General features: G+C 70.2%; 18 protein-coding genes and 2 pseudogenes. 7 read left to right on the forward strand and 13 right to left on the reverse strand.

The annotated features are described in order from the left end of the window. Positions 1–30 precede the first annotated feature (30 nt). Positions 31–276, forward strand: a pseudogene (locus U9R90_RS14885) (hypothetical protein); the annotation flags it as partial. Here the strand turns inward: U9R90_RS14885 and U9R90_RS14890 are convergent. Further along, complete coding sequence (locus tag U9R90_RS14890) at positions 241–1,392, reverse strand: NADH-quinone oxidoreductase subunit D (protein WP_411056915.1); 1,152 nt, start codon at positions 1,390–1,392, stop codon at positions 241–243. The pseudogene U9R90_RS14885 and the gene U9R90_RS14890 overlap by 36 nt on opposite strands. A gap of 31 nt (positions 1,393–1,423) precedes the next feature. On the opposite strand from U9R90_RS14890, the gene U9R90_RS14895 reads away from it, so the two are divergent. Together U9R90_RS14895 and U9R90_RS14900 are read left to right on the forward strand one after the other, a co-directional pair. Further along, entirely contained in the window at positions 1,424–1,936 is a 513-nt protein-coding gene (locus U9R90_RS14895) for a PH domain-containing protein (protein WP_411056916.1), read from the forward strand. 152 nt (positions 1,937–2,088) lie between these two features. Then, a pseudogene (locus U9R90_RS14900) lies at positions 2,089–3,428 on the forward strand (PH domain-containing protein). Positions 3,429–3,474: 46 nt separating this feature from the next. On the opposite strand, the gene U9R90_RS14905 reads toward U9R90_RS14900, so the two are convergent. The 4 genes from U9R90_RS14905 to U9R90_RS14920 form a co-directional block, all read right to left on the reverse strand. Further along, positions 3,475–4,515, reverse strand: a complete 1,041-nt coding sequence (locus tag U9R90_RS14905; protein ID WP_411056917.1) for a hypothetical protein — start codon at positions 4,513–4,515, stop codon at positions 3,475–3,477. Positions 4,516–4,597: 82 nt separating this feature from the next. Continuing rightward, entirely contained in the window at positions 4,598–5,578 is a 981-nt protein-coding gene (locus tag U9R90_RS14910) for an ABC transporter substrate-binding protein (RefSeq protein ID WP_411056918.1), read from the reverse strand. Between the two features lie 48 nt (positions 5,579–5,626). Further along, positions 5,627–6,316, reverse strand: coding sequence for an ABC transporter permease (locus tag U9R90_RS14915; protein ID WP_411056919.1), 690 nt, complete (start codon positions 6,314–6,316; stop codon positions 5,627–5,629). A gap of 3 nt (positions 6,317–6,319) precedes the next feature. After that, complete coding sequence (locus tag U9R90_RS14920; RefSeq protein ID WP_411056920.1) at positions 6,320–7,039, reverse strand: ABC transporter permease; 720 nt, start codon at positions 7,037–7,039, stop codon at positions 6,320–6,322. Between the two features lie 175 nt (positions 7,040–7,214). On the opposite strand from U9R90_RS14920, the gene U9R90_RS14925 reads away from it, so the two are divergent. After that, positions 7,215–8,378, forward strand: a complete 1,164-nt coding sequence (locus tag U9R90_RS14925) for an ABC transporter ATP-binding protein (protein WP_411056921.1) — start codon at positions 7,215–7,217, stop codon at positions 8,376–8,378. A 30-nt stretch (positions 8,379–8,408) separates the two neighbouring features. Here U9R90_RS14925 and U9R90_RS14930 read toward each other — a convergent pair whose 3' ends face one another. Then, complete coding sequence (locus U9R90_RS14930) at positions 8,409–8,816, reverse strand: DUF3224 domain-containing protein (protein WP_411056922.1); 408 nt, start codon at positions 8,814–8,816, stop codon at positions 8,409–8,411. Positions 8,817–8,925: 109 nt separating this feature from the next. Here U9R90_RS14930 and U9R90_RS14935 point away from each other — a divergent pair, with 109 nt between their 5' ends. Further along, positions 8,926–9,909 carry a helix-turn-helix transcriptional regulator gene (locus U9R90_RS14935; RefSeq protein ID WP_411056923.1) on the forward strand — a complete coding sequence of 328 codons (984 nt, stop codon included), beginning with the start codon at positions 8,926–8,928 and terminating at the stop codon, positions 9,907–9,909. Between the two features lie 31 nt (positions 9,910–9,940). Here the strand turns inward: U9R90_RS14935 and U9R90_RS14940 are convergent, their stop codons facing one another. After that, entirely contained in the window at positions 9,941–11,062 is a 1,122-nt protein-coding gene (locus U9R90_RS14940) for an alpha/beta hydrolase (protein ID WP_411056924.1), read from the reverse strand. Between the two features lie 175 nt (positions 11,063–11,237). On the opposite strand from U9R90_RS14940, the gene U9R90_RS14945 reads away from it, so the two are divergent. After that, entirely contained in the window at positions 11,238–13,070 is a 1,833-nt protein-coding gene (locus U9R90_RS14945; protein ID WP_411056925.1) for a phosphatidylglycerol lysyltransferase domain-containing protein, read from the forward strand. Positions 13,071–13,259: 189 nt separating this feature from the next. On the opposite strand, the gene folE is transcribed toward U9R90_RS14945, so the two are convergent. The 6 genes from folE to U9R90_RS14975 all read right to left on the reverse strand — a co-directional run bounded on the left by folE (position 13,260) and on the right by U9R90_RS14975 (position 20,272). After that, complete coding sequence (gene folE / locus U9R90_RS14950; protein WP_411056926.1) at positions 13,260–13,865, reverse strand: GTP cyclohydrolase I FolE; 606 nt, start codon at positions 13,863–13,865, stop codon at positions 13,260–13,262. Between the two features lie 131 nt (positions 13,866–13,996). Further along, positions 13,997–16,051 carry an ATP-dependent zinc metalloprotease FtsH gene (ftsH, locus tag U9R90_RS14955; RefSeq protein ID WP_411056927.1) on the reverse strand — a complete coding sequence of 685 codons (2,055 nt, stop codon included), beginning with the start codon at positions 16,049–16,051 and terminating at the stop codon, positions 13,997–13,999. A gap of 208 nt (positions 16,052–16,259) precedes the next feature. Then, entirely contained in the window at positions 16,260–16,799 is a 540-nt protein-coding gene (gene hpt / locus U9R90_RS14960; protein WP_411056928.1) for a hypoxanthine phosphoribosyltransferase, read from the reverse strand. A 40-nt stretch (positions 16,800–16,839) separates the two neighbouring features. After that, on the reverse strand, positions 16,840–17,898 hold the full coding sequence (tilS, locus tag U9R90_RS14965) for a tRNA lysidine(34) synthetase TilS (RefSeq protein ID WP_411056929.1): 1,059 nt from the start codon (positions 17,896–17,898) through the stop codon (positions 16,840–16,842). A gap of 198 nt (positions 17,899–18,096) precedes the next feature. Beyond that, a complete protein-coding gene (locus U9R90_RS14970; RefSeq protein WP_411056930.1) occupies positions 18,097–19,230 on the reverse strand; it encodes a zinc-dependent metalloprotease in 1,134 nt (377 codons plus the stop codon). Positions 19,231–19,630: 400 nt separating this feature from the next. Further along, positions 19,631–20,272, reverse strand: a complete 642-nt coding sequence (locus U9R90_RS14975) for a PadR family transcriptional regulator (protein ID WP_411056931.1) — start codon at positions 20,270–20,272, stop codon at positions 19,631–19,633. Positions 20,273–20,314: 42 nt separating this feature from the next. On the opposite strand from U9R90_RS14975, the gene U9R90_RS14980 reads away from it, so the two are divergent. After that, on the forward strand, positions 20,315–21,022 hold the full coding sequence (locus U9R90_RS14980) for a VOC family protein (RefSeq protein WP_411056932.1): 708 nt from the start codon (positions 20,315–20,317) through the stop codon (positions 21,020–21,022). Positions 21,023–21,025 lie beyond the last annotated feature (3 nt).

A 21,025-nucleotide genomic window follows, 5' to 3' on the forward strand; every position in this document is an offset into this window, starting at 1 on the left:
CAGGCCACGGAAGGCGCGCCCGCCGCGGCGCCGCGACTGCTGACGCAGCGGGAGGCGCTCCACGGGCTCGGGGTCCGGGGTGCGCGGCCACCGCTCTCGCTCGCTTCGAGCGACCCTGTGGGCTATCTGCGGCGGCTGTCCGGCGCGGGCGAAGCCGCCGAGCTCACCGCGGTGGGCGGGCTCGGGGACTTCGGGTGGCTGATGCAGCCCGTCGGGGCCGACACCGCCGTACTGCCCGAGCTACTTGTCGACGTCACCGACGACGAAGAACAGTGAGCCCAGGATCGCCACCATGTCGGAGATCAGCGTGCCGGGCAGCAGCTCGGTGAGCGCCTGGATGTTGTTGTACGACGCCGAGCGCAGCTTCAGCCGGTACGGCGTCTTCTCGCCCTTGGAGACCAGGTAGTAGCCGTTGATCCCGAGCGGGTTCTCGGTCCAGGTGTAGGTGTGGCCCTCGGGGGCCTTCAGCACCTTCGGCAGCCGCTGGTTGATCGGCCCCGGCGGCAGTTCCGCGAGGCGGTCGAGGCAGGCGTCCGCGAGGTCGAGGCAGTTGTGGCTCTGCTCCAGGAGGCACTCGAAGCGGGCCAGGCAGTCGCCCTCCTGGCGGGTCGCGACCTTCAGTACTGACTGCAGCTCGCCGTAGGCCAGATACGGCTCGTCACGCCGCAGGTCGAAGTCGACGCCACTGGCGCGGGCGATCGGACCGCTCACGCCGTACGCGTGGGCCACCTCGGGGGTCAGGACGCCCACGCCCCTGGTGCGCGCCCGGAAGATCTCGTTGCCCATGACGAGACGGTCGTACACGTCGATCCGCGACCGGACGGACGCGACCGTGTCGCGCACCCGGCCGAGCCAGCCCGCGGGGAGGTCCTCCTTGAGCCCGCCGACCCGGTTGAACATGTAGTGCATCCGGCCGCCGGAGACCTCCTCCATGACGGCCTGCAGCTCCTCGCGCTCCCTGAAGGCATAGAACACCGGGGTGATTCCGCCCAGTTCCAGCGGGTACGAACCAAGGAACATCAGGTGGTTCAGCAGGCGGTTCAGCTCGGCCAGCAGGGTCCGCGTCCAGACCGCGCGCTCCGGCACCTCCATGCCGAGCATCCGCTCGACGCCGAGCACCACGCCGAGTTCGTTGGAGAAGGCGGAGAGCCAGTCGTGGCGGTTGGCCAGCATCACGATCTGCCGGTAGTCGCGGGCCTCGAAGAGCTTCTCCGCGCCGCGGTGCATATAGCCGATCACCGGCTCCGCGTGCTGGATGCGCTCGCCGTCGATGACCAGGCGCAGGCGCAGTACACCGTGAGTGGACGGATGCTGGGGCCCGATGTTGAGCACCATGTCCGTGCTCTCCGCTGCGCCGCCGATGCCGACCATGGTCTCCGTCTTGGGCGTCATGGGGACAGTCTGTCGTACGTAGGGTGGATGCATGGAGACGGGGACGGCAGAGATGCCGCACACACCGGACGAGTCGGGCGCCGAACCGGCCTGGACCGGGCTGCCGCGCGCTCTGCTGAAGCTGCGCAGACTGGTGCTCGTGCTGTGGCTGGCGCCGCTGACCGTGGCCACGGGGGTCCTGCTCTGGGTGTTCGCCGGGCCCGGCTGGGCCGTCTTCGCGCTGCTGCCGGGGGGCCTGGCGGCGTGGGGTTGGGTGCTGCTCGGGCGCAACTGGCGCTCCTGGCGGTACGCGGAGCGCGCCGACGACCTGCTCATCAAGCGCGGGGTGCTGTGGCGTGAGGAGACGGTCGTGCCGTACGGGCGGATGCAGCTCGTGGAGGTGACCTCGGGGCCGCTGGCGCGGAAGTTCGGGCTGGCGAGCGTGCAGTTGCATACGGCAGCCGCCCTGACGGACGCGACGATTCCGGGGCTGGACCCGGAGGAGGCCCAGCGGCTGCGGGACCGGCTGACCGAGCTGGGCGAGGCCCGATCGGCGGGGCTGTGAGCACGCCGCAGTCCGGGGCCGACGACGTACGGGAGCCCGAAGCCGCGCGGGAGCCCGAAGCCGTACAGGATTCCCCTGACGTACGGGATTCCCCTGACGTACGGGATTCCCCTGACGTACGGGATTCCCCTGGCGTACGGGAAGCCGAGCCCGTGTCCGAACCCGACGGGCGGCGGGAGCGGCGGCTGCACCCCGTCACGCCGCTGCGCCGGGCCTGGGCCCCGATAGCGGTGCTCGCGGGCACGGCGCTGCACGACCCCAACCGGACGCAGCGCCAGCTCACCGAGCTGACCTTCACCTCGCTGCTCATCATGCTCGCGGTCGTCGTCCCGCTCGCGGGTCTCTACGGCTTCCTGAGCTGGTGGGTCACCCACTTCTCGGTCACCGACACCGAACTGCGCATCCGCACCGGGCTGCTGTTCCGGCGCACCGCGCACATCAGGCTCGACCGGCTGCAGGCCGTGGACGTCACCCAGCCGCTGCTGGCCCGCTTCTTCGGCGTCGCCAAACTCAAGATGGATGTCATCGGCACCGACTCCAAGGACGAGCTGGCCTATCTGAGCGAGCGGGACGCCAGAGCCCTGCGCGCCGAACTCCTCGCGCGCGCCGCCGGGTTCGCGCCGGAGACCGCGCACGAGGTGGGCGAGGCGCCGGTACAGCACCTGGTGTACGTCCAGCCGCGCGCCCTGGCCGTCTCGATGGTGCTCACCGGTTCGGTGTGGGCGCTGGTACTGGCCGGTGTGGTGATCCCGGTGGTGGGGGGGGGGGGGGGGCCGGTGTGGTGATCCCGGTGGTGCTGTGGGTGGCCACCCACAGCGTGGGACTGCTGATCGCGACCGGACTGCCGCTGCTCGGCATGGCCGGGGCGAGCAGCATCGGGCGGTTCGTGAAGGAGTATGGCTGGACGGTGGGCGAGTCCCCGGACGGGCTCCGTATCGACCACGGGCTGCTCGACAAACTGCACGAGACCGTGCCGCCGGGGCGGGTGCAGACGGTGCACATCGTGGAGCCACTGCTGTGGCGGCGGCGCGGCTGGGTGCGGGTCGAGCTGGATGTGGCCGGGTCGTCCAACAGCCTGCTGGTACCGGTGGCGCCGCGTGATGTCGCTGAGTCGCTGATCGCCCGGGTGCTGCCGGGGGTGACGGTGCCGCACGAGGTGAGCCCCGCGCCGCGCCGCGCGGCCTGGGTCACGCCGGTCTGGTGGCGGGGGTACGGACTCCAGGTCACCGACAGCGTCTTCGTGGCCCGCAAGGGGCGGCTGACCCGGCGCCTCTCGCTCGTGCCGCACTCCAAGGTGCAGAGCGTCCGGCTGAGCCAGGGCCCGTGGGAGCGCAGGCACGGGATCGCGGACATCACCGTGGACACCGGTGCCAACAAGACGGTCACGGCCAGGCGCCGCGACGCCGACGAGGCGGCGGCCCTCCTCTCATCCCAGGCTGACCGCTCCCGCACCGGCCGCCGCGAGGCCCGCCCCGACCGCTGGATGGCGTGAGGGGCAGAGGGGACAAGGGGGCCGACGGGCAGCAGCGGGGTGGGTGTTACGAGATCGCGCTGCGGAGTTCGCTCATGTTGAGCTGTTCGGTCTCGTCATGTTCCGTGAGGTCGATGACCTGGCCCACCACGCGCTGATCCGCACTCAGCGGCTTGCCGTCCGCGTCCGCGTCGTCCGTGCCCAGGTCCGTGTCCGTGCCCAGGTCTGCATCCGTGCCCGTGTCCGAGTCCATGCCCGCGGACTCCGCCTTGTGGATGGCCAGGGCCTCCTCGCCCACCACGTCCGCGAGGTCCTCCTTCTCCATGGCCCGCCCCGCCGACTGCGTACCGAAGAAGTCGAAGCCGCCCTCCGCGCCGCGCCGTACCGGCGTGTGCGGTACGACGGCCGCTGCGGCCGGAACGGTGTAGTGCCCGGCGGCCGCCCGCTCGTGCACGGCGACCGCCTCGGGCTTCCCCTGCCCCGCGTCCGCCTCCTCGTCCGCGGCACCGTTCCGCGCGAGCCTGTCGAGCGCGCGGTTGGCGCGCGCGTACAGCGCGGAGTGCGGCACGCCTGACGGCACGGCGGCACGGGGCCCCGGCGGTACGGCGGCGCGGGACGCGCCGTCGGCGGGCGGCAGCGCCTTGGTCGGCTCGGCCGCCTCGATCGCGAGCTGCCGACGCCCCTCCAGGGCGCTGGCGCGCTCGGTCTCCGCGGTGGCGTACCGCCGCAGCAGCGCGGCGTGCTCGCTGCGCAGGGCGGCCAGTTCGACACGCTTGGCCCGGATCTTGGCCTCCAGCTTCCCGCGCAGTTCCCGGGACTCCTCAAGGTCGGACTCCAGCTCGGCCGTCCGCTCCTCGTACCGCCACCCGTCGCTCGTCCTGGCGCGGGTGAGCTCCGCGACCCGCTTGCCGGCCTGCAGGTCCCACTGGCGCATCACGACCGCGCCCACCACAGCGGCGGCCGCGGCGGCCGCGGCCAGCGCGCGGAGCATCACGGGTTCCGCGAACAGCCAGGCGGCTGCCGCACACACGACGGCGGCGCCTGCGACCCCGGAGGGGGGAAGCAGCCGGTGCAGGGGTGGGGAATGGCGGTGGCGTCCACGTGGCATGGCCAAAAACTTACCGTGCGTGCGCACGGCGCGGGGCCCCGCCCACCAATCTCCCGCAACTTTCGCCGCCCCAGGCTCGGGACTACTTCTTGAGCAGCCCCTTGGACTCCAGATACTCCTTCGCCGCGTCCGCCTCCTTCACGCGTTCCGCGTCGACCTTGCGGTTGAGTTCCACGAGGTCCTCGGTGGTCAGTGTGTCCGTCAACTTCCCCAGTACGTCGGCTATCCCGGCACCGCCCGCGTCCTTGGCGTTCACCACGGGGACGATGTTGTCCGCGTTCTGCAGCTTCTTGTCGTCCTCAAGCAGGACGAGGTCGTAGTTGTCCAGCGTCGCGTCCGTCGTCGTGGTCAGCATCATCTGGTCGGTGCCGTCCTGGACGGCCTTCTTGGACTGCGGGCTGCCGACGCCCTTGGGGTCGATGCCCGCCACGTCGATGCCGTACGAATTCTTCAGGCCGGGCGCGCAGAACGGCCGGACCTCGCACTCGTCACCGGCCGCGATCCTGACCTTCAGCTTCGACTTGCCGAGATCCGAAAGAGTCTTGAGGTTGTGCTTCTTCGCGTATTCCTTGCTCACCGCGAAGGCGTTCTGGTCGACCGCCTCGCCCGGCGGCAGCACCTTCAGCCCGCGCGGCTCAGCGAGCTTCTTCAACCCGGCCACCGTGTCGTCCACATCGCTGGAGGCGACGGGCTTCTCCTCCGGCGCCTTCGGGCCGTTCTCCTTGGCGTTCAGGAATTCGGCGAGCGTCGCGGCGTATTCCGGCATGACATCGATCTGGCCCTTCTCCAGGGAAGGCTCATAGATCTCGCGGTTCTCCACGGTCTTGATCGATGTGCTGTATCCGGCGTCGCTGAGCAGCTGTGCGTAGAGCTCCGCCAGCACCTTGGACTCGGTGAACTTGGCCGCGCCCACCACCAGCGAGCCCTTCTTCTCCTTGCCGTCCGCCTTGCCGGAGCCCTTGTCCTCCAGGCTGTCGCCGCCGCAGGCCGTGAGCCCTACGGACAGCGCCAGGGCGCCGAGCACCGCCCCGGCCATGCGCGCACCGCGCGGGAACGTCTTCATGTGGAACCACCATCCGTAGGGATCTGTCACGCCGTTACGTCTACGTCGTCATGCGTTGTTGCGCGCTGGCGTCTGGCGCCCCCGCATCGGGTCGCACCACCGGCCCGCCAGCACCAGTAGCGCCTCCACCAGCAGCGCGAGCGCCGCGACCAGCACGGCACCGGCCACCACCTGAGGCGTGTCCTGCAGGTTGAAGCCCTCCGTGATGATCCGGCCCAGGCCGCCCTGGCCCGCCATCGCGGCCAGCGTGGCCGTGGCGACCACCTGGACCGCGGCGGACCGCAGCCCGGTCATGATCAGCGGGTAGGCGAGGGGGAGTTCGACCCGCAGGAAGAGCTGGCGGCCGCTCATCCCCATCCCCCGCGCCGCCTCCACCACCGCCCGGTCCACCTCGCGCATCCCGATGTAGGCGTTGGTCAGCAGCGGCGGCACCGCGAACAGCACCAGCGCGATCAGCGTGGGCAGATCGCCGTACCTGCCCAGCGGCGTGAGCGTCAGGAGCACCAGCACCGCGAGCGTGGGTATCGCCCGCCCCGCGTTGGAGATGTTCACCGCGAGCCCACCCCCCTTGCCCAGGTGGCCGAGCAGCAGCGCGATCGGCAGCGCGATGAGGCAGGCCACCACCAGACAGGTCCCGGTGAAGTACAGGTGCTCGCCGAGCCGGCTCCAGACGCCCTTCTCGCCCTGCCAGTTGGCACCGGTCGTCAGCCAGTCGTACGCCTGAGGGATCACGTTCATCTCTTACCCGGCCGCCTCTGTCACCTCAGGCGTGGGCGCGAAGGCCGCCCGCGCCGTACGTATTCGGGTCCAGGGCGTCAGCCACCGCTGCAGCCCGAGCAGCAGCAGATCGGCGGCGACCGCGAGCAGGACGCACAACACCGAAGCCGTCAGCACCTGCGCTTTGAAGTCGGTCTGCAGCCCGGACATGATCAGCCCGCCCAGACCGCCGTAGTCCACGATCGCGCCAACGGTCGTCATCGCGACGGTGGAGACCGTGGCGATCCGTACCCCCGCGAACAGCGCGGGCAGCGACAGCGGCAGTTCGACCTCCCACAGCAGGCGCCACGAGCCGTACCCCATCCCGCGCGCCGCCTCCCGGGCGTCGTCGGGGACGGCTTCGAGTCCGGCCAGGATGTTCCGTACCAGGATCGTCAGTGAGTACAGCACCAGGCCGGTGACGACCAGCGAGGCGGAAAGCCCGAACACCGGCAGCAGCAGCGAGAACATGGCCAGCGACGGAACCGAGTACAACACGGTGGTCAGCCCGAGCACCGCGCCCGCGAAGGCGCGCCGCCTGCGTGCGAACAGCGCCAGCGGAAAGGCGATCAGCAGCCCGATGACCACCGACACCACGGTGATGCCCAGGTGTTGGACCGTCGCGTCGGTCAGCTCCTGGCTGCGCGTGCGCAGGTACTCACCGCACACCCAGTCATTGGCCACCAGGCAGTTGGGCTCACTCACCCCGCCGCACCTCCCCCGCTCCCCGATCCCGTCCACGACCCGCGCCCGCACCCCGCGGCCCCGAACGCGCGTCTGACAACTCCCGACGACCCTAACCCTGAGTACTGACAATCGCCGAGAGTCGCCGTCGTACAGCACCATGGTGGGCACAGCGAGCCCACCACAATGGGGAGTCATGATCCGGTTCGAGCACGTCAGCAAGCGGTACCCGGACGGCACGACCGCCGTGGACGATCTGTCCTTCGAGGTCACCGAGGGCGAACTGGTCACCCTCGTCGGCCCGTCCGGCTGTGGCAAGACCACCACGATGAAGATGATGAACCGGCTCATCGAACCCACATCGGGCCGGATACTCCTGGACGGCGACGACATATCCGCCATCGACCCGGTCCAGCTGCGGCGGCGTATCGGCTATGTCATCCAGCAGGTGGGCCTGTTCCCGCACAAGACGGTCCTGGAGAACACCGCGACCGTCCCGCACCTGCTCGGCTGGAAGCGGGGCAAGGGCCGCGAGCGCGCCGCCGAACTCCTGGACCTGGTCGGCCTGGACCCGGGCGTCTACGGCGACCGCTACCCCGACCAGCTCTCCGGTGGCCAGCGCCAACGCGTCGGTGTCGCCCGGGCGCTGGCCGCCGACCCGCCCGTCCTGCTGATGGACGAGCCGTTCGGCGCCGTCGACCCGGTCGTACGCGAACATCTGCAGTCAGAGTTCCTCAAACTGCAGTCGGCCGTGCGTAAGACCGTCCTCTTCGTCACCCATGACATCGAGGAGGCGGTACGCCTCGGTGACCGCATCGCCGTCTACGGCGAGGGGCGCATCGAGCAGTTCGACGCCCCGGCCACCGTACTCGGCGCCCCCGCCACCGAGTACGTAGCCGACTTCGTGGGCGCGGACCGGGGGCTCAAGCGCCTGTCGGTCACCCCCATCGAGGAGAGCGACCTCGAACAGCCCCCGGTGGTACGCCTGGACGACCCGGTGAGCGAGGCCGCGCTGCGGCTGCGCGCGAGCGACGCGCACTGGGCCGTCGTCCTGGACGCCGAGGACAATCTGCACGGCTGGATCTCCGCCGAACACACGCAGCTCGCCGGGACCGTACGCGACCACGCCCGCCGGATGGAGGCCTGGCTGCCCGTCGGCGCCCCGCTCAAGCAGGCGTTCGCGACGATGCTGCAGCACGACGCCGGCTGGATCGCGGTCATCGACCAGGACAGCGCCGGCCACTTCCTGGGCGTCCTCACCCCCGCGACCCTGCACGAGGCGCTACGCCGCTCCACCACCGCCGACGCCCGCGCCATCGCCCGCAGCGAAGTGGAGCTGGAGACGGTCAGCGGCCGCTGACCCCCGCCTCCATCGCGTCCGTCCCGTCAGTCAGCCAGCCATCTCGTAGTCGAAGGTGTACGGGACGGACGCCTCGCCGTGCTTGTACGTGAAACTGCCGCTCCCCCGCAGCCCGGCCAGTTCCCCGGTGCCCGACCCCGGCACGACCTCGAAGGCGCACTCGGTGCCTCCGGCGTCGAACGAGCCGCGCTCCTCCAGCACGAAGGTGCCTTCGCGACCGTCAAGGCTCCCGGCCACCAGCTCCATGCCGGTGAACGTACCGGTGTTCTCGGTGACGTACGCGATGACGTACTGGCAGTGGGTGTCGGCGGCCTCAAGTCCACCGGAGAAGGCGTTGGTGACGCTGGCGTGGGCGAGCCGGGGGAACGTCTCGCTCGGGGCGAGCGCTTTCTCTTCCCAGTTGGCGAACGTGAACTGACCAGTGGTCCGGATGGGCATGGGCGTCCTCTCTCTCGGCCGCACGGCGTCTCCCCGGCGGCGTACGACCACCCTCTCTTCCGTACCTGACACCTTCTGTCAGGTACGGAAAGGAAGGCAGACTGACGCGATGCGCGCGGACCGTCTCCTCTCCCTCCTCCTGCTGCTCCAGAACCGCGGGCGGATGACCGCGCCCGAACTCGCCGCGGAGCTTGAGGTGTCCGTCCGCACGGTCTACCGGGACATCGAGGCGCTCGGCGCGTCAGGCGTCCCGGTCCGCACCGACCGCGGTCCCGCCGGGGGCTTCCGGCTGATGGACGGCTACCGCACCCGGCTGACCGGGCTCACCCCCGCCGAGGCCGAGTCCCTGTTCCTCGCCGGGGCTCCGGGGCCCGCGCGCGACCTGGGCCTCGACGCGGTGCTGGCCACCGCCCAGCTGAAGCTGCGGGCCGCGCTCCCGGCCCAACTGGCCGACAGCGCGGGCCGTGTCCAGGACCGCTTCCATCTGGACGCACCCGCCTGGTTCCGGGACGCCGACCCGGTCCCGTATCTGGCGGCGGTCGCCCAGGCCGTGTGGGGCCAGCGGGTGCTGCGCGCGCACTACCGGCGGTGGAACGGTGAGGTGCACCGCGAGCTGCATCCGCTCGGCCTCGTCCTCAAGGGCGGCATCTGGTACCTCGTGGCGCGGGCGGACGACAGCGTACGGACCTACCGCGTCGCCCGGTTCCTGGCCGTGGACACCACGGAAGAGGTCTTCGAGCGGCCGACCGGATTCGATCTGGCCGCCTACTGGGAGGAGTCGTCGCGGCGCCTGGAGGCCGCGCGGTACCAGGGCATCGCCCGGCTGCGGATCTCGCCGCGCGCCCAGCGGCTGCTGCCCATGCAGTTCGGCGCCGCGGGCACCCAGGCGTTGACCGACGCCGGTCCCGCGGACGCCGAGGGCTGGGTGGAGGTGGAACTGCCCGTCGAAGCACAGGCTGTCGCCGTCAGCGACGTACTCAGACTCGGCCTGGAGGCCGAGGTTCTCGGCCCGCCCGAGCTCCGGGAGGCCGTGGCCGGCACGGCAGCGGCACTGGCGGACCGTTACGCGGGGGTGATCCCCGAGACCACTTAGAGCTCATTAGAGCCTGTCCGGGCGCTGCCTCTCAGTCGGCGGCGAGCCTGCCGCCGAGCCACTCCAGGGCGGGCGGGATCTCCCGCCGCCAGGTGTTGAAGTTGTGCCCGCCGCTGTCGAGGATGATCGACGACACCCGGGTCGGGGGCCGCACCTTGTCGATGAACCTCAGCGTGTCGCCGTAGTTGCTCTCGCCCTGCTTGCTGCTGGTCGCCAGGAGCGAGACCTTGGGCGGCGGCTCGTGGTCCAGGAGCCACAGCAGGTTGGCGCGCCGCTCCAGCTGCTTGTCGCCGTGGAAGAGGTCGCCGGTGTCGCGGTCCTGGGGTGCCTTGTAGTTGCCGGAGAGTCCGGCGCCCGCGGCGAAGCGGTCGGGGTGCTTGATGGCGATCTTCAGGGCGCAGTAGCCGCCGGTGGAGTTGCCGATGACGCCCCAGTTCTCCGGCTTCTCGCCGACCCGGTAGTGGCTGGAAATCGCCGTCGGCAGGTCCTCGGCGAAGAAGGTCTCGGTCTGCGGGCCGTTCGGCACGTCCACGCATTCGGTGTCCCGTGGCGGGGCGACCGTGGGGCGCAGCATCACCAGGACCATGGGCTGCATCCGGCCCTTGCGCGCCTGCTCATGGGCGGTCGCCGGGTAGCGCAGGCCGTTGAGCAGGTTCTCCGCGGTGCCCGGGTAGCCGGTGATCGCGACCGACGCCGGGAAGGTGCGGTCCGCGTACCGCGGCTGGAAGTACTCCGGTGGCAGGTAGACGTAGGCCGTACTGGCGATACGCGACTTCTGCCCCGAGACCTCGATCCGCTGGATCTGGCCACCGACCGCGGGCTGGGAGCTGCCGGGCACATGGGGCACGCCCCGCTTGCCGAGCAGCTTGACCAGGGACTTCGCACCGGCCTGGCCGTGGTCCTGGACCACGCCCATCTCCTGCTCCTGGCCGAAGAGGTCGGCCCAGGTGGCGTAGAACTCGTAGGTCCTGTTCGCGGCGAGGCCCACCGAGGCGAACAGCGTCACCTGAGTGGCGAGCAGCAGCGCGACGCGGCCGAGTACGGCGCGCCAGGTGCGGTGGGAGAGCCGCGGCCAGAGCCAGACGGTGCCGAGGAACAGCAGCACGGCCAACGAAACCGCGAGTGCCAGCACAAGGTTGCTCTTGAGGCCCATGGGGGTGTTCCTGTCCGCGCTTCCTGCCGGGATCAAGGCCCTGGCTGTCGATTCCACTGCGGGATTTCCCGGCCGGAGAGTGAACCCGCCTCCCGGTCGGAGCGTCCTAGAGAGCGCCATTTGTCCGGCCATAACAGGACCGGGCGCCAACTCTCTCGCCGAACTACGGGATGCGATGTCTGTCAGAGTAGATGGGGAAACGTCAGCTGAGGTTCCGGGGAAGTTGCGCCGCGTACTGCACGGGCCGAGCCCCGCGAAGGTCCCCTCTCTGGTCGCCACCGCCTGCACCGTCGTGGGCCTCCTTGACATCGCCGCGGGCGCGATCCCGCGCTTTCGGCACAGCCGGATGCACGCCGTCGCCGAGGTGCTCCCCGGCGCGCTCGGCCCCTTCGCCGCCGCCCTGTCCATCAGCGCGGGCGTCCTGCTGCTCCTGCTCGGCCATGGGCTGCGGCGCGGCAAGCGGCGGGCCTGGCGGGCCGCGGTGGTGCTGCTGCCGGTCGGGGCGCTGGCGCAGTTGCTGTACCGGAACTCCGTGGTCGGCACCCTGATCTCACTGCTTCTGCTCGCCCTCCTGCTGCGGCACCGCCGGGAGTTCGCCGCCCTGCCCGACCCGCGCAGCCGCTGGTACGCGCTGGCCAACTTCGTCCTCATGGGCACCGGTTCGATCAGCCTGGGCACGGTCATCGTCAGCAGCCACCCGGCCAAGGTGGTCGGCGACCCGAGCATCGCCGAGTACCTCTCGCATGTGCTCTTCGGTCTGGTCGGCGTCGAGGGTCCGGTCGAGTACGTCGGTCGTACGTCCACCACCGTTGCGTACTCGCTGGGCGCGCTCGGCCTGCTGACCGCGATCACCACGATCTACCTGGCCTTCCGCCCCGAGCACCCGGCGGCCCGGCTCACCGAGGGCGACGAGGCCCGGTTGCGCGAACTGCTCGACCGGCACGGCGCCCGCGACTCACTGGGCCACTTCGCCCTCCGCCGCGACAAGGGCGTGGTCTTCTCGCCCAGCGGCAAGGCGGCCGTCTGCTACCGCGTCGTATCCGGTGTGATGCTCGCCAGCGGCGACCCCATCGGCGATGTGGAGGCCTGGCCGGGCGCGATCGAACGCTTTATGGACGAGGCCAAACTGCACTCCTGGACGCCCGCTGTGATGGGCTGCTCGGAGACCGGCGGCGAGGTGTGGACCCGTGAGACCGGCCTGGACGCCCTCGAGTTGGGCGACGAGGCGGTGGTGGATGTCGCGGATTTCTCCCTGTCCGGGCGCGCGATGCGGAATGTGCGCCAGATGGTCAAGCGCATCGAGCGCCATGGTTACGAGACCCGCGTACGGCGCGTGGCTGACCTCGGCGACACCGAGCTGGCCCGCGTCCAGCGTGCCGCGGCCGACTGGCGCGGTACCGACACCGAGCGCGGCTTCTCGATGGCACTCGGCCGGATCGGCGACGCGGCCGACGGCGCCTGCCTGATCGCCACCGCGCACAAGCAGGACGAGGAGCCCGGACCGTACGGCGATCTGAAGGCCGTGCTGCACTTCGTCCCCTGGGGCACCGACGGCGTCTCACTCGACCTGATGCGCCGCGACCGCGCGGCCGACCCCGGGATGAACGAGCTGCTGATCGTGGCGGCCCTGCAGGCGGCGCCGAAGCTCGGCGTCAACCGGGTCTCGCTCAACTTCGCGATGTTCCGCTCGACGCTCGCCCGCGGCGAGAAGCTGGGCGCGGGCCCGGTATTGCGCTGCTGGCGGGGGCTGCTCGTCTTCCTCTCCCGGTGGTTCCAGATCGAGTCCCTGTACAAGTTCAACGCCAAGTTCCGGCCCCGCTGGGAACCCCGCTTCATCATCTTCCGCAACACCCGCGACCTGCCCCGTATCGGCATCGCCGCGATGCGGGCCGAGGGCTTTGTGACCCTGGCGCTGCCCCGCTTCCTGCGCGTGGGGAGCAGCCGCCCGCGCCCCTGCCCGCACCGGGCGCCGGCGGACCGGCAGGACTGTGAGGTCCAGGCCGCGTAGGGGGCGTGCGGACGCAGTACGGGGCGGAGTGCGGGGCCGGGGGCGCGGGGAGTACTCCATCCGGGCCTACGCTGGAGGCATGAGTACGTTGTATGGCCGAGGGTCGGTTGCCGGCCTGCCCACGTTCGACCNGCCCCCCCGCCGGCGACACCGGCCGGATCTACCCCGGTCCACGAGGCCGTGGGGTGCCTATCGCGCCATGATCAGACTCATCGCCTCGGCCCGGGTCGCCGGGTCACGCAGCTGACCGCGCACCGCCGAGGTGATCGTCTTGGCCCCCGGCTTGCGCACCCCGCGCATCGTCATGCACATGTGCTCGCACTCGACGACCACGATCACACCACGCGGCTCCAGGATCTCCATCAGGGAATCGGCGATCTGCGTGGTGAGACGTTCCTGCACCTGCGGGCGACGGGCGAAGACGTCAACCAGTCGGGCCAGCTTCGACAGGCCGGTGATCTTGCCGTCGTTGGACGGGATATAGCCGACGTGGGCCACCCCGACAAACGGGACCAGATGGTGCTCACAGCTGCTCATGACCTCGATGTCCTTCACCAGGACCATCTCGTCGTGGCCCAGGTCGAACGTCGTCGTCAGCACGTCCTCGGGCTGCTGCCACAGCCCGGCGAATATCTCGCGGTACGCCCGTGCCACCCGCCCCGGAGTCTCCCGCAGCCCCTCACGGTCCGGGTCCTCGCCGACCGCGATGAGCAGCTCCCGTACGGCGTTCTCGGCCCGCTTCTCGTCGAACTCGCCGATCGAGCCCTCGCCGTCCAGTGTCACCGGGTCGGTCATGTCTGCCTCGTTCCTGTGCGTCTCGCGTGCGAGCCCATGGGAAAGCCGCACCCCCCAAGGTTAGAACCTGGGGGGTGCGGCATCCATTCCGGGCCCTGTGAGGCTGCCGTGGCAGCCCACTGGGGCTGGGGTCAGCTCTCGGGACGGTCCTCCGGAGTCGGCTCGGGGGACTTGGTGATGTCCACCGAGGCCGTGCCGATGTCCAGCGAGGAGCCCGCCGTCACCGCGGGCGCGGAGCCGTTGGTGAGGGACAGCTCCTTGGGGGAGAGCACCGGCGGGCGGGTCGACGGCGTACGCCGCGAGGAGCCGGTCCACGCCGGGCGGGCCGGGCGCTTCACGATCGGGGCGAAGATCTCGGCGATCTGCTCCTTGCCGAGGGTCTCCTTCTCCAGCAGTTCGAGAACCAGGTTGTCCAGGACGTCGCGGTTCTCGACCAGGATCTCCCAGGCCTCGTTGTGCGCGGTCTCGATGAGCTTCTTGACCTCTTCGTCGACCAGCGCCGCGACCTCTTCCGAGTAGTCGCGCTGATGCGTCATGTCCCGGCCCAGGAACGGCTCGGTGTTGTCGCCGCCGAACTTGATCGCGCCGAGCCGCTCGGTCATGCCGTACTGCGTGACCATGGCACGGGCCGTGGCGGTGGCCTTCTCGATGTCGTTCGCCGCGCCCGTGGTCGGGTCGTGGAAGACGAGCTCCTCGGCCGCGCGGCCGCCCAGCATGTACGCGAGCTGGTCGAGCATCTCATTGCGCGTGGTGGAGTACTTGTCCTCCTCGGGCAGCACCATGGTGTAACCCAGGGCGCGGCCGCGGGACAGGATCGTGATCTTGTGCACCGGGTCGGAGTTCGGGGAGGCCGCCGCGACCAGGGCGTGTCCGCCCTCGTGGTACGCGGTGATCTTCTTTTCCTTGTCCGACATGACCCGGGTCCGCTTCTGCGGGCCCGCGATGACGCGGTCGATCGCCTCGTCCAGGAAGTGGTTGTCGACCAGCTTCTTGTCGCTGCGGGCGGTGAGCAGCGCGGCTTCGTTCAGGACGTTCTGCAGGTCGGCGCCGGTCATGCCGGGCGTACGACGCGCAACGGCGCTCAGGTCGACGTCCGGGGCGACCGGCTTGCCCTTCTGGTGGACCTTGAGGATCTCCAGACGGCCCTGCATGTCCGGACGGTCGACGGCGATCTGCCGGTCGAAGCGGCCGGGGCGCAGGAGCGCCGGGTCCAGGATGTCAGGGCGGTTGGTGGCGGCGATCAGGATGACGCCGCCCTTGACGTCGAAGCCGTCCATCTCGACGAGCAGCTGGTTCAGCGTCTGCTCGCGCTCGTCGTGGCCGCCGCCCATGCCGGCGCCGCGGTGGCGGCCGACGGCGTCGATCTCGTCGACGAAGACGATCGCCGGGGCGTTCGCCTTGGCCTGCTCGAAGAGGTCGCGGACACGCGAGGCACCCACACCGACGAACATCTCGACGAAGTCGGAGCCGGAGATGGAGTAGAACGGCACCCCGGCCTCGCCCGCGACGGCACGCGCGAGCAGCGTCTTACCGGTGCCGGGCGGGCCGTACAGCAGCACACCCTTGGGGATCTTGGCGCCGACGGCCTGGAACTTCGCCGGCTCCTGGAGGAACTCCTTGATCTCGTGGAGCTCCTCGACGGCCTCGTCGGAGCCCGCGACATCGGAGAAGGTCGTCTTCGGGGTGTCCTTGGTGATCAGCTTGGCCTTGGACTTCCCGAACTGCATGACGCGGGAGCCGCCGCCCTGCATCTGGTTCATCAGGAAGAGGAAGACGACGATGATCAGGATGAAGGGCAGCAGCGAGAGCAGGAACGTGACGAACATGTTCTGCTTCTCGGGCGAGACGGTGTAGCCCTTCTCGATCTCGCCGTTCTCGTAGTGCTCCTGGAGCTTGTTGGCGAGCTCCTTGCCCTGGTCGCCGATGTAGCTGGCCTGGATCTTGGTGCTGCCGCCGTATTTGTCCTTGTCAGCGTCCTTGATCAGCTCGACCTTGATCATTTGCTCATCGCCGGTCGTGAGCTTGGCGCTCTGCACCTGCTTGTCGTCGATCGCTTGCACGACCTCGCCGGTGTCCACTGTCTTGTGACCGCCGGACGAACCGACGACCTGCATCAACACGACCACGGCGAGGACGGCCAGCACGATCCACATGACCGGCCCACGGAAGTATCGCTTCACGTCCATCCATACGGAGCGGTGTCGCCCCGTCCCTCCTGCCATAGTGAGTTTGATAAAGACTGAAAAGACTGATCTGAAGACTGCTCTTCGGACGGTACCTCAGCATTGTCACCCGAAGCCGCAGGGGACGGCGGGCAAACCCGTCTTCCCCTGCTCCAACGGCGGGAACCCGGCGAGGGTTCCCGCCCGGTCGGAGGGCGACGCGCGGGCCTGGTCAGCCGCCGTAGACGTGCGGGGCGAGGGTGCCCACGAACGGGAGGTTCCGGTACTTCTCGGCGAAGTCCAGGCCGTACCCGACGACGAACTCGTTGGGGATGTCGAAGCCGACCCACTCCACGTCGATGTCCACCTTGGCCGCCTCCGGCTTGCGCAGCAGGGTGCAGACCTTCAGCGACTCGGGCTCACGCGAGCCGAGGTTGGAGAGCAGCCAGGACAGGGTCAGCCCGGAGTCGATGATGTCCTCGACGATCAGGACGTGCTTGCCCTTGATGTCGGTGTCGAGGTCCTTGAGGATCCGCACCACGCCGGAGGACTGGGTGCCGGCGCCGTACGAGGAGACGGCCATCCAGTCCATCGTGACGGGGGTGGACAGGGCCCGCGCCAGGTCCGCCATCACCATCACGGCGCCCTTGAGGACGCCGACGATGAGGAGGTCCTTGCCCGCGTACTCCGCGTCGATCTTCGATGCCAGCTCGGCCAGCTTCGCGTCGATCTCTTCCTTGGTGATGAGTACCGACTTCAGGTCGGTTCCCATGTCTTTCGCGTCCACCCGCACATCACTTTCGGTTCGCCGGTCAGCCTTGCCGAATGACCAGTCTGCCACCCTGGCGGCGAGCCTCCACTCGGCCGGGGAGGTTGATGGCCCGCTGACCGCGCCAGGCGGTGATCAGTCGGTCGACTTCTTCGATGTGCCGGGCGAAGAGCGAACCGGCGGGTGAGCCCGCCTCGATGGCGGCGCGGCGCAGTACTCGGCGGCGTACGGCGGGCGGCAGTGCGTAGAGCTCGGCGCACCGCAGCTGGCCGTTCTCGTCGCGTACGGAGGTCTCGGCCTGGGCGGCCCAGGCGTCCAGGGCGTCCGCATCGTCGCGGGACAGCTGGGCCGTACGGGCGAGGGCTTCGACGACGCCCTTGCCGAGGGCCTTCTCCAGCGCCGGCAGGCCCTCGTGACGCAGGCGCGAGCGGGTGTAGGCGGGGTCGGCGTTGTGCGGGTCGTCCCAGACGGGCAGCGACTGGACCATGCAGGCCTTGCGGGCGGTCTGGCGGTCGAGCTGGAGGAAGGGGCGGCGGTAGCGGCCGGTGGCGCCGGGGCGTCCGGAGACGGCGGCCATGCCGGACAGCGAGCGGATGCCGGAGCCGCGGGCGAGGCCGAGCAGGACGGTTTCCGCTTGGTCATCGCGGGTGTGGCCGAGCAGGACGGCGGCGGCGCCGTGGTGTTCGGCGGCGGCGTCGAGGGCGGCGTACCGGGCGTCGCGGGCGGCGGCCTCGGGGCCGCCGTCCCGGCCGACGGAGACGGCGACGGAGTCGACCGGGTCCAGGTGCAGGGCGGTGAGCCGCGCGACGACTTCGGCGGCGCGGAGGTCGGAGCCGGGCTGCAGACCGTGGTCGACGGTGATGCCACCGGCCCGGATGCCGAGTTTGGGGGCTTCGAAGGCGAGGGCGGAGGCGAGCGCCATGGAGTCGGCGCCGCCGGAGCAGGCGACGAGCACGAGCGGCGTGCGGGGCCGGTCGCCGGTGGGGGGTGCGGTGTGCGCGTATTCGGGTGCGTGGTCGTGTGCGGCGAGTTCGGTCAGTACGTCGTGGAGGACGCGGCGGACTGCCAGGCGTATCGCCGCGACCGCGGGATGGGGACCCATTGCCCGGTTCCCTTCGTGAAGTTCGGGAGGGGGGTTCGACTCAGTCACCGAGGATCAGTTACCGAGGATCAGTCACTCAGAGTGTGTCGATGGTGACAGAGCCGAGCCGCTACCCGAGCATTGCACGCCTACTCATGGCTCACGGTCCCTCGGACGGGTGATTGCCGGGGCATCCTTCTGCCATCGGCAGCACACGGCTCACGACTCTGCCTTACGGTGCACCCTCGCGACCCAGTCCGCCGGTTTGGCGATCTCTGCCTTGGTGGGGAGTGTGTTGGGCGATGTCCAGACGCGGTTGAAGCCGTCCATGCCCACCTCGTCAACGACGGCGCGGACGAAACGTTCGCCGTCGCGGTACTGGCGGAGCTTGGCGTCGAGGCCGAGGAGCTTGCGGAGTGCCTGGTCAAGGCGGGAGGCACCGCGGGCCCTGCGCTGCTGGAACTTCTCGCGGATCTCGGCGACGGTCGGGACGACGTCAGGTCCGACGCCGTCCATGACGAAGTCGGCGTGGCCTTCGAGCAGGGACATCACGGCGGTGAGCCGGCTGAGGATCTCCCGCTGCCTGGGGGTCTGCACCAGCTCGACGATCGACCGGCCGCCGTCGTCCTCCTCGCCCTCGGGGCGGTTGCCGGCGAGCGCGGACGCGGCCTCCCTGAAGCGCTCCAGGAGGGTCATCGGGTCGACCTCGGTCTCGCCGAGGAATGACTGGATTTCGCCCTCAAGGTGGTCGCGCAGCCAGGGGACGGCGGTGAACTGGGTGCGGTGGGTCTCCTCGTGCAGGCACACCCAGAGACGGAAGTCGTGCGGGTCCACTTCCAGTTCGCGCTCCACGTGCACGATATTCGGGGCGACGAGGAGGAGGCGGCCGCCGCCGTTGGGGGCGGCGGGGAGGTCGCGGCTGGCGGGGGCGAAGGTCTCGTACTGGCCGAGCACGCGGGAGGCCAGGAACGACAGCAGCATGCCCAGCTCGACACCGGTCACCTTGCCGCCGACGGCTCCGAGCATGGCGCCGCCGGGGCCGCCGGGGCGGCGGTCCTGCATCTTCTCGAGCAGCGGCTTCAGCACCTCCCTGAACCCGGCGACGTTCGCCCGCACCCAGCCGGGCCGGTCGACGACCAGCACCGGGGTGTCGTGGAGCGCGCTCCCGTCATCCGGCCCCATCCGCGTGAAGGAACGGACATGCTCCTCCGAGGACTTGGCGTGCCGACGCAACTCCGCGACGATGGCCCGCGCCTCGTCGCGACTCACCTCTGGGCCCGGCCTCACCAGCCGGGTCGCGGTCGCCACCGCGAGATTCCAGTCGACCATCTCCGCACCACCGATGCTCGTCATGCGTCAACCGTACGTGCTCGACCGCCCGAGCGGTGAGCCTTACGACGGCCCACGCCCGGGCCGGGGACCCCGAGGGACGCAGCAACCCCAGGGCGACGCCTGCGACACCCCTCGACCCCGCAACCCACCCCCGGCCGGGGGTACGGGGGTTGCCCCCGGGAGAAAACAGCCAGTCGACCATCTCCGCACCACCGCCACCCGGCCCACCCCAACCACACCCCCCGACCGCCCGAGCGGTGAGCCCTACGACGGCCCACGCCCGGGCCAGGTACCCGAGGGACGCAGCAACCCCAGGGCGACGCCTGCGACACCCCTCGANGCACTCAACGGACACCCACCCATCAGCCGCGTCAACAACCCTGCGGGTCAATACACCTAGGGCCTGTCCGCCGGACAGGCCCTAGCGCTGGTCCCCCTCGTGCGGGACCCCCGTCGCGTACGGGTTCTCCTCGCCCTCGCCGAGCACCGCGACGAACGGCTCGCCCTCGCCGGCGAAGGTGTACGCGCCGCCCTCGATCCGGGTGATCAGGCCCTGGGTCCACTCCGCTCCGGCGTCCGCCTGGTGCACCCACATGTGCATGATCTCGCCGATGTGGCCGAGTGACTCGGGGCCCTCTTCGGGCGTGTAGTACTCGGTGACCGAGCGCCGCCACTCCGTGAGGCCCGCCACCCGCTCCCGCAGCAGCGCGACGGCCTCGTCGCGCGGCAGGTCGACGATCAGCCCGATGCCCGCGGCGAGGACGTCGGCCTTCTGGTCGTGGGTCCGCAGCGCCTCGCGCAGCAGCGCGAAGTACTCCTCGGTGCCCGCCGTGGTGACCTCGTACTCGGTGCGCGGCGGACCGCCTGCCGTGGAGGGGGCGATCTCGTGCGCCTTCAGCAGGCCCTGCTTCGCCATCTGCTTCAGCGCGTGGTAAATCGACCCGGGCTTGGCGTTGGACCACTCATGGGCGCCCCAGTACTCCAGGTCGTTGCGCACCTGATAGCCGTGCGCCCGCCCGTGCTGGCGGATCGCACCGAGGACCAGAAGCCGGATGGCCGACATGACCCACTCCCTTTCTATTCAACTTTGACTAGAGTATGCGTCATGACCGAGAAGACGATCCCCCTCCTGCCGTGCCAGACCATCCCACCCGTGATCGACTTCTACACCGCGCTCGGATTCGAGGTGACTTTCCTGCAGAAGAGCCCGAACCCGTACGCGGTGGTCCAGCGTGGCGCCATCGAGCTGCAGTTCTTCGGCATGAAGAAGTACGAGCCCGCCGAATCGATCGCCGCCTGCTATATCGTCACCGACGCCGTGGACGACCTGCACGAGGCGTTCCGGGCTGGCCTCAAGACGGCCTACGGGAAGATCCCGACCCGTGGCATCCCGCGCATCGGGCCGGTCAAGGACATGCCGTACGGGGTGCGGCAGTTCCTGATGACCGACCCGGGCGGCAACTGCCTGCGGATCGGGCAGCCGACGGGCGGGGACGGGCACTACGAGGACGCGCCGAAGGAGACCTTCGCGCGCGCTCTGCATAGGGCGACGCTGTTCGCGGACTCCAAGGAGGACCTGCCGGGCGCGGCGAAGATCCTGGACCGGGTGCTGCGGCCGGGCGACGAGGAGCCGACACCGGTACAGCGGCTGCGCCTTCTCGTACTGCGCGGCGATATCGCGTACCGCCTGGGCGAGGGCGAGACGGCGGCCCGGATATGGGAACAGGCCGCCGCGGTCCGACTCACCGATGAGGAACGGGAGTCGGCCCGCGACGACCTGGCGCGACTGGCGGAGCTCAGCGAGCCCTCTTAGGCG

The organism is Streptomyces sp. E11-3, assembly GCF_046540415.1.
Taxonomy (GTDB): Bacteria; Actinomycetota; Actinomycetes; order Streptomycetales; family Streptomycetaceae; genus Streptomyces.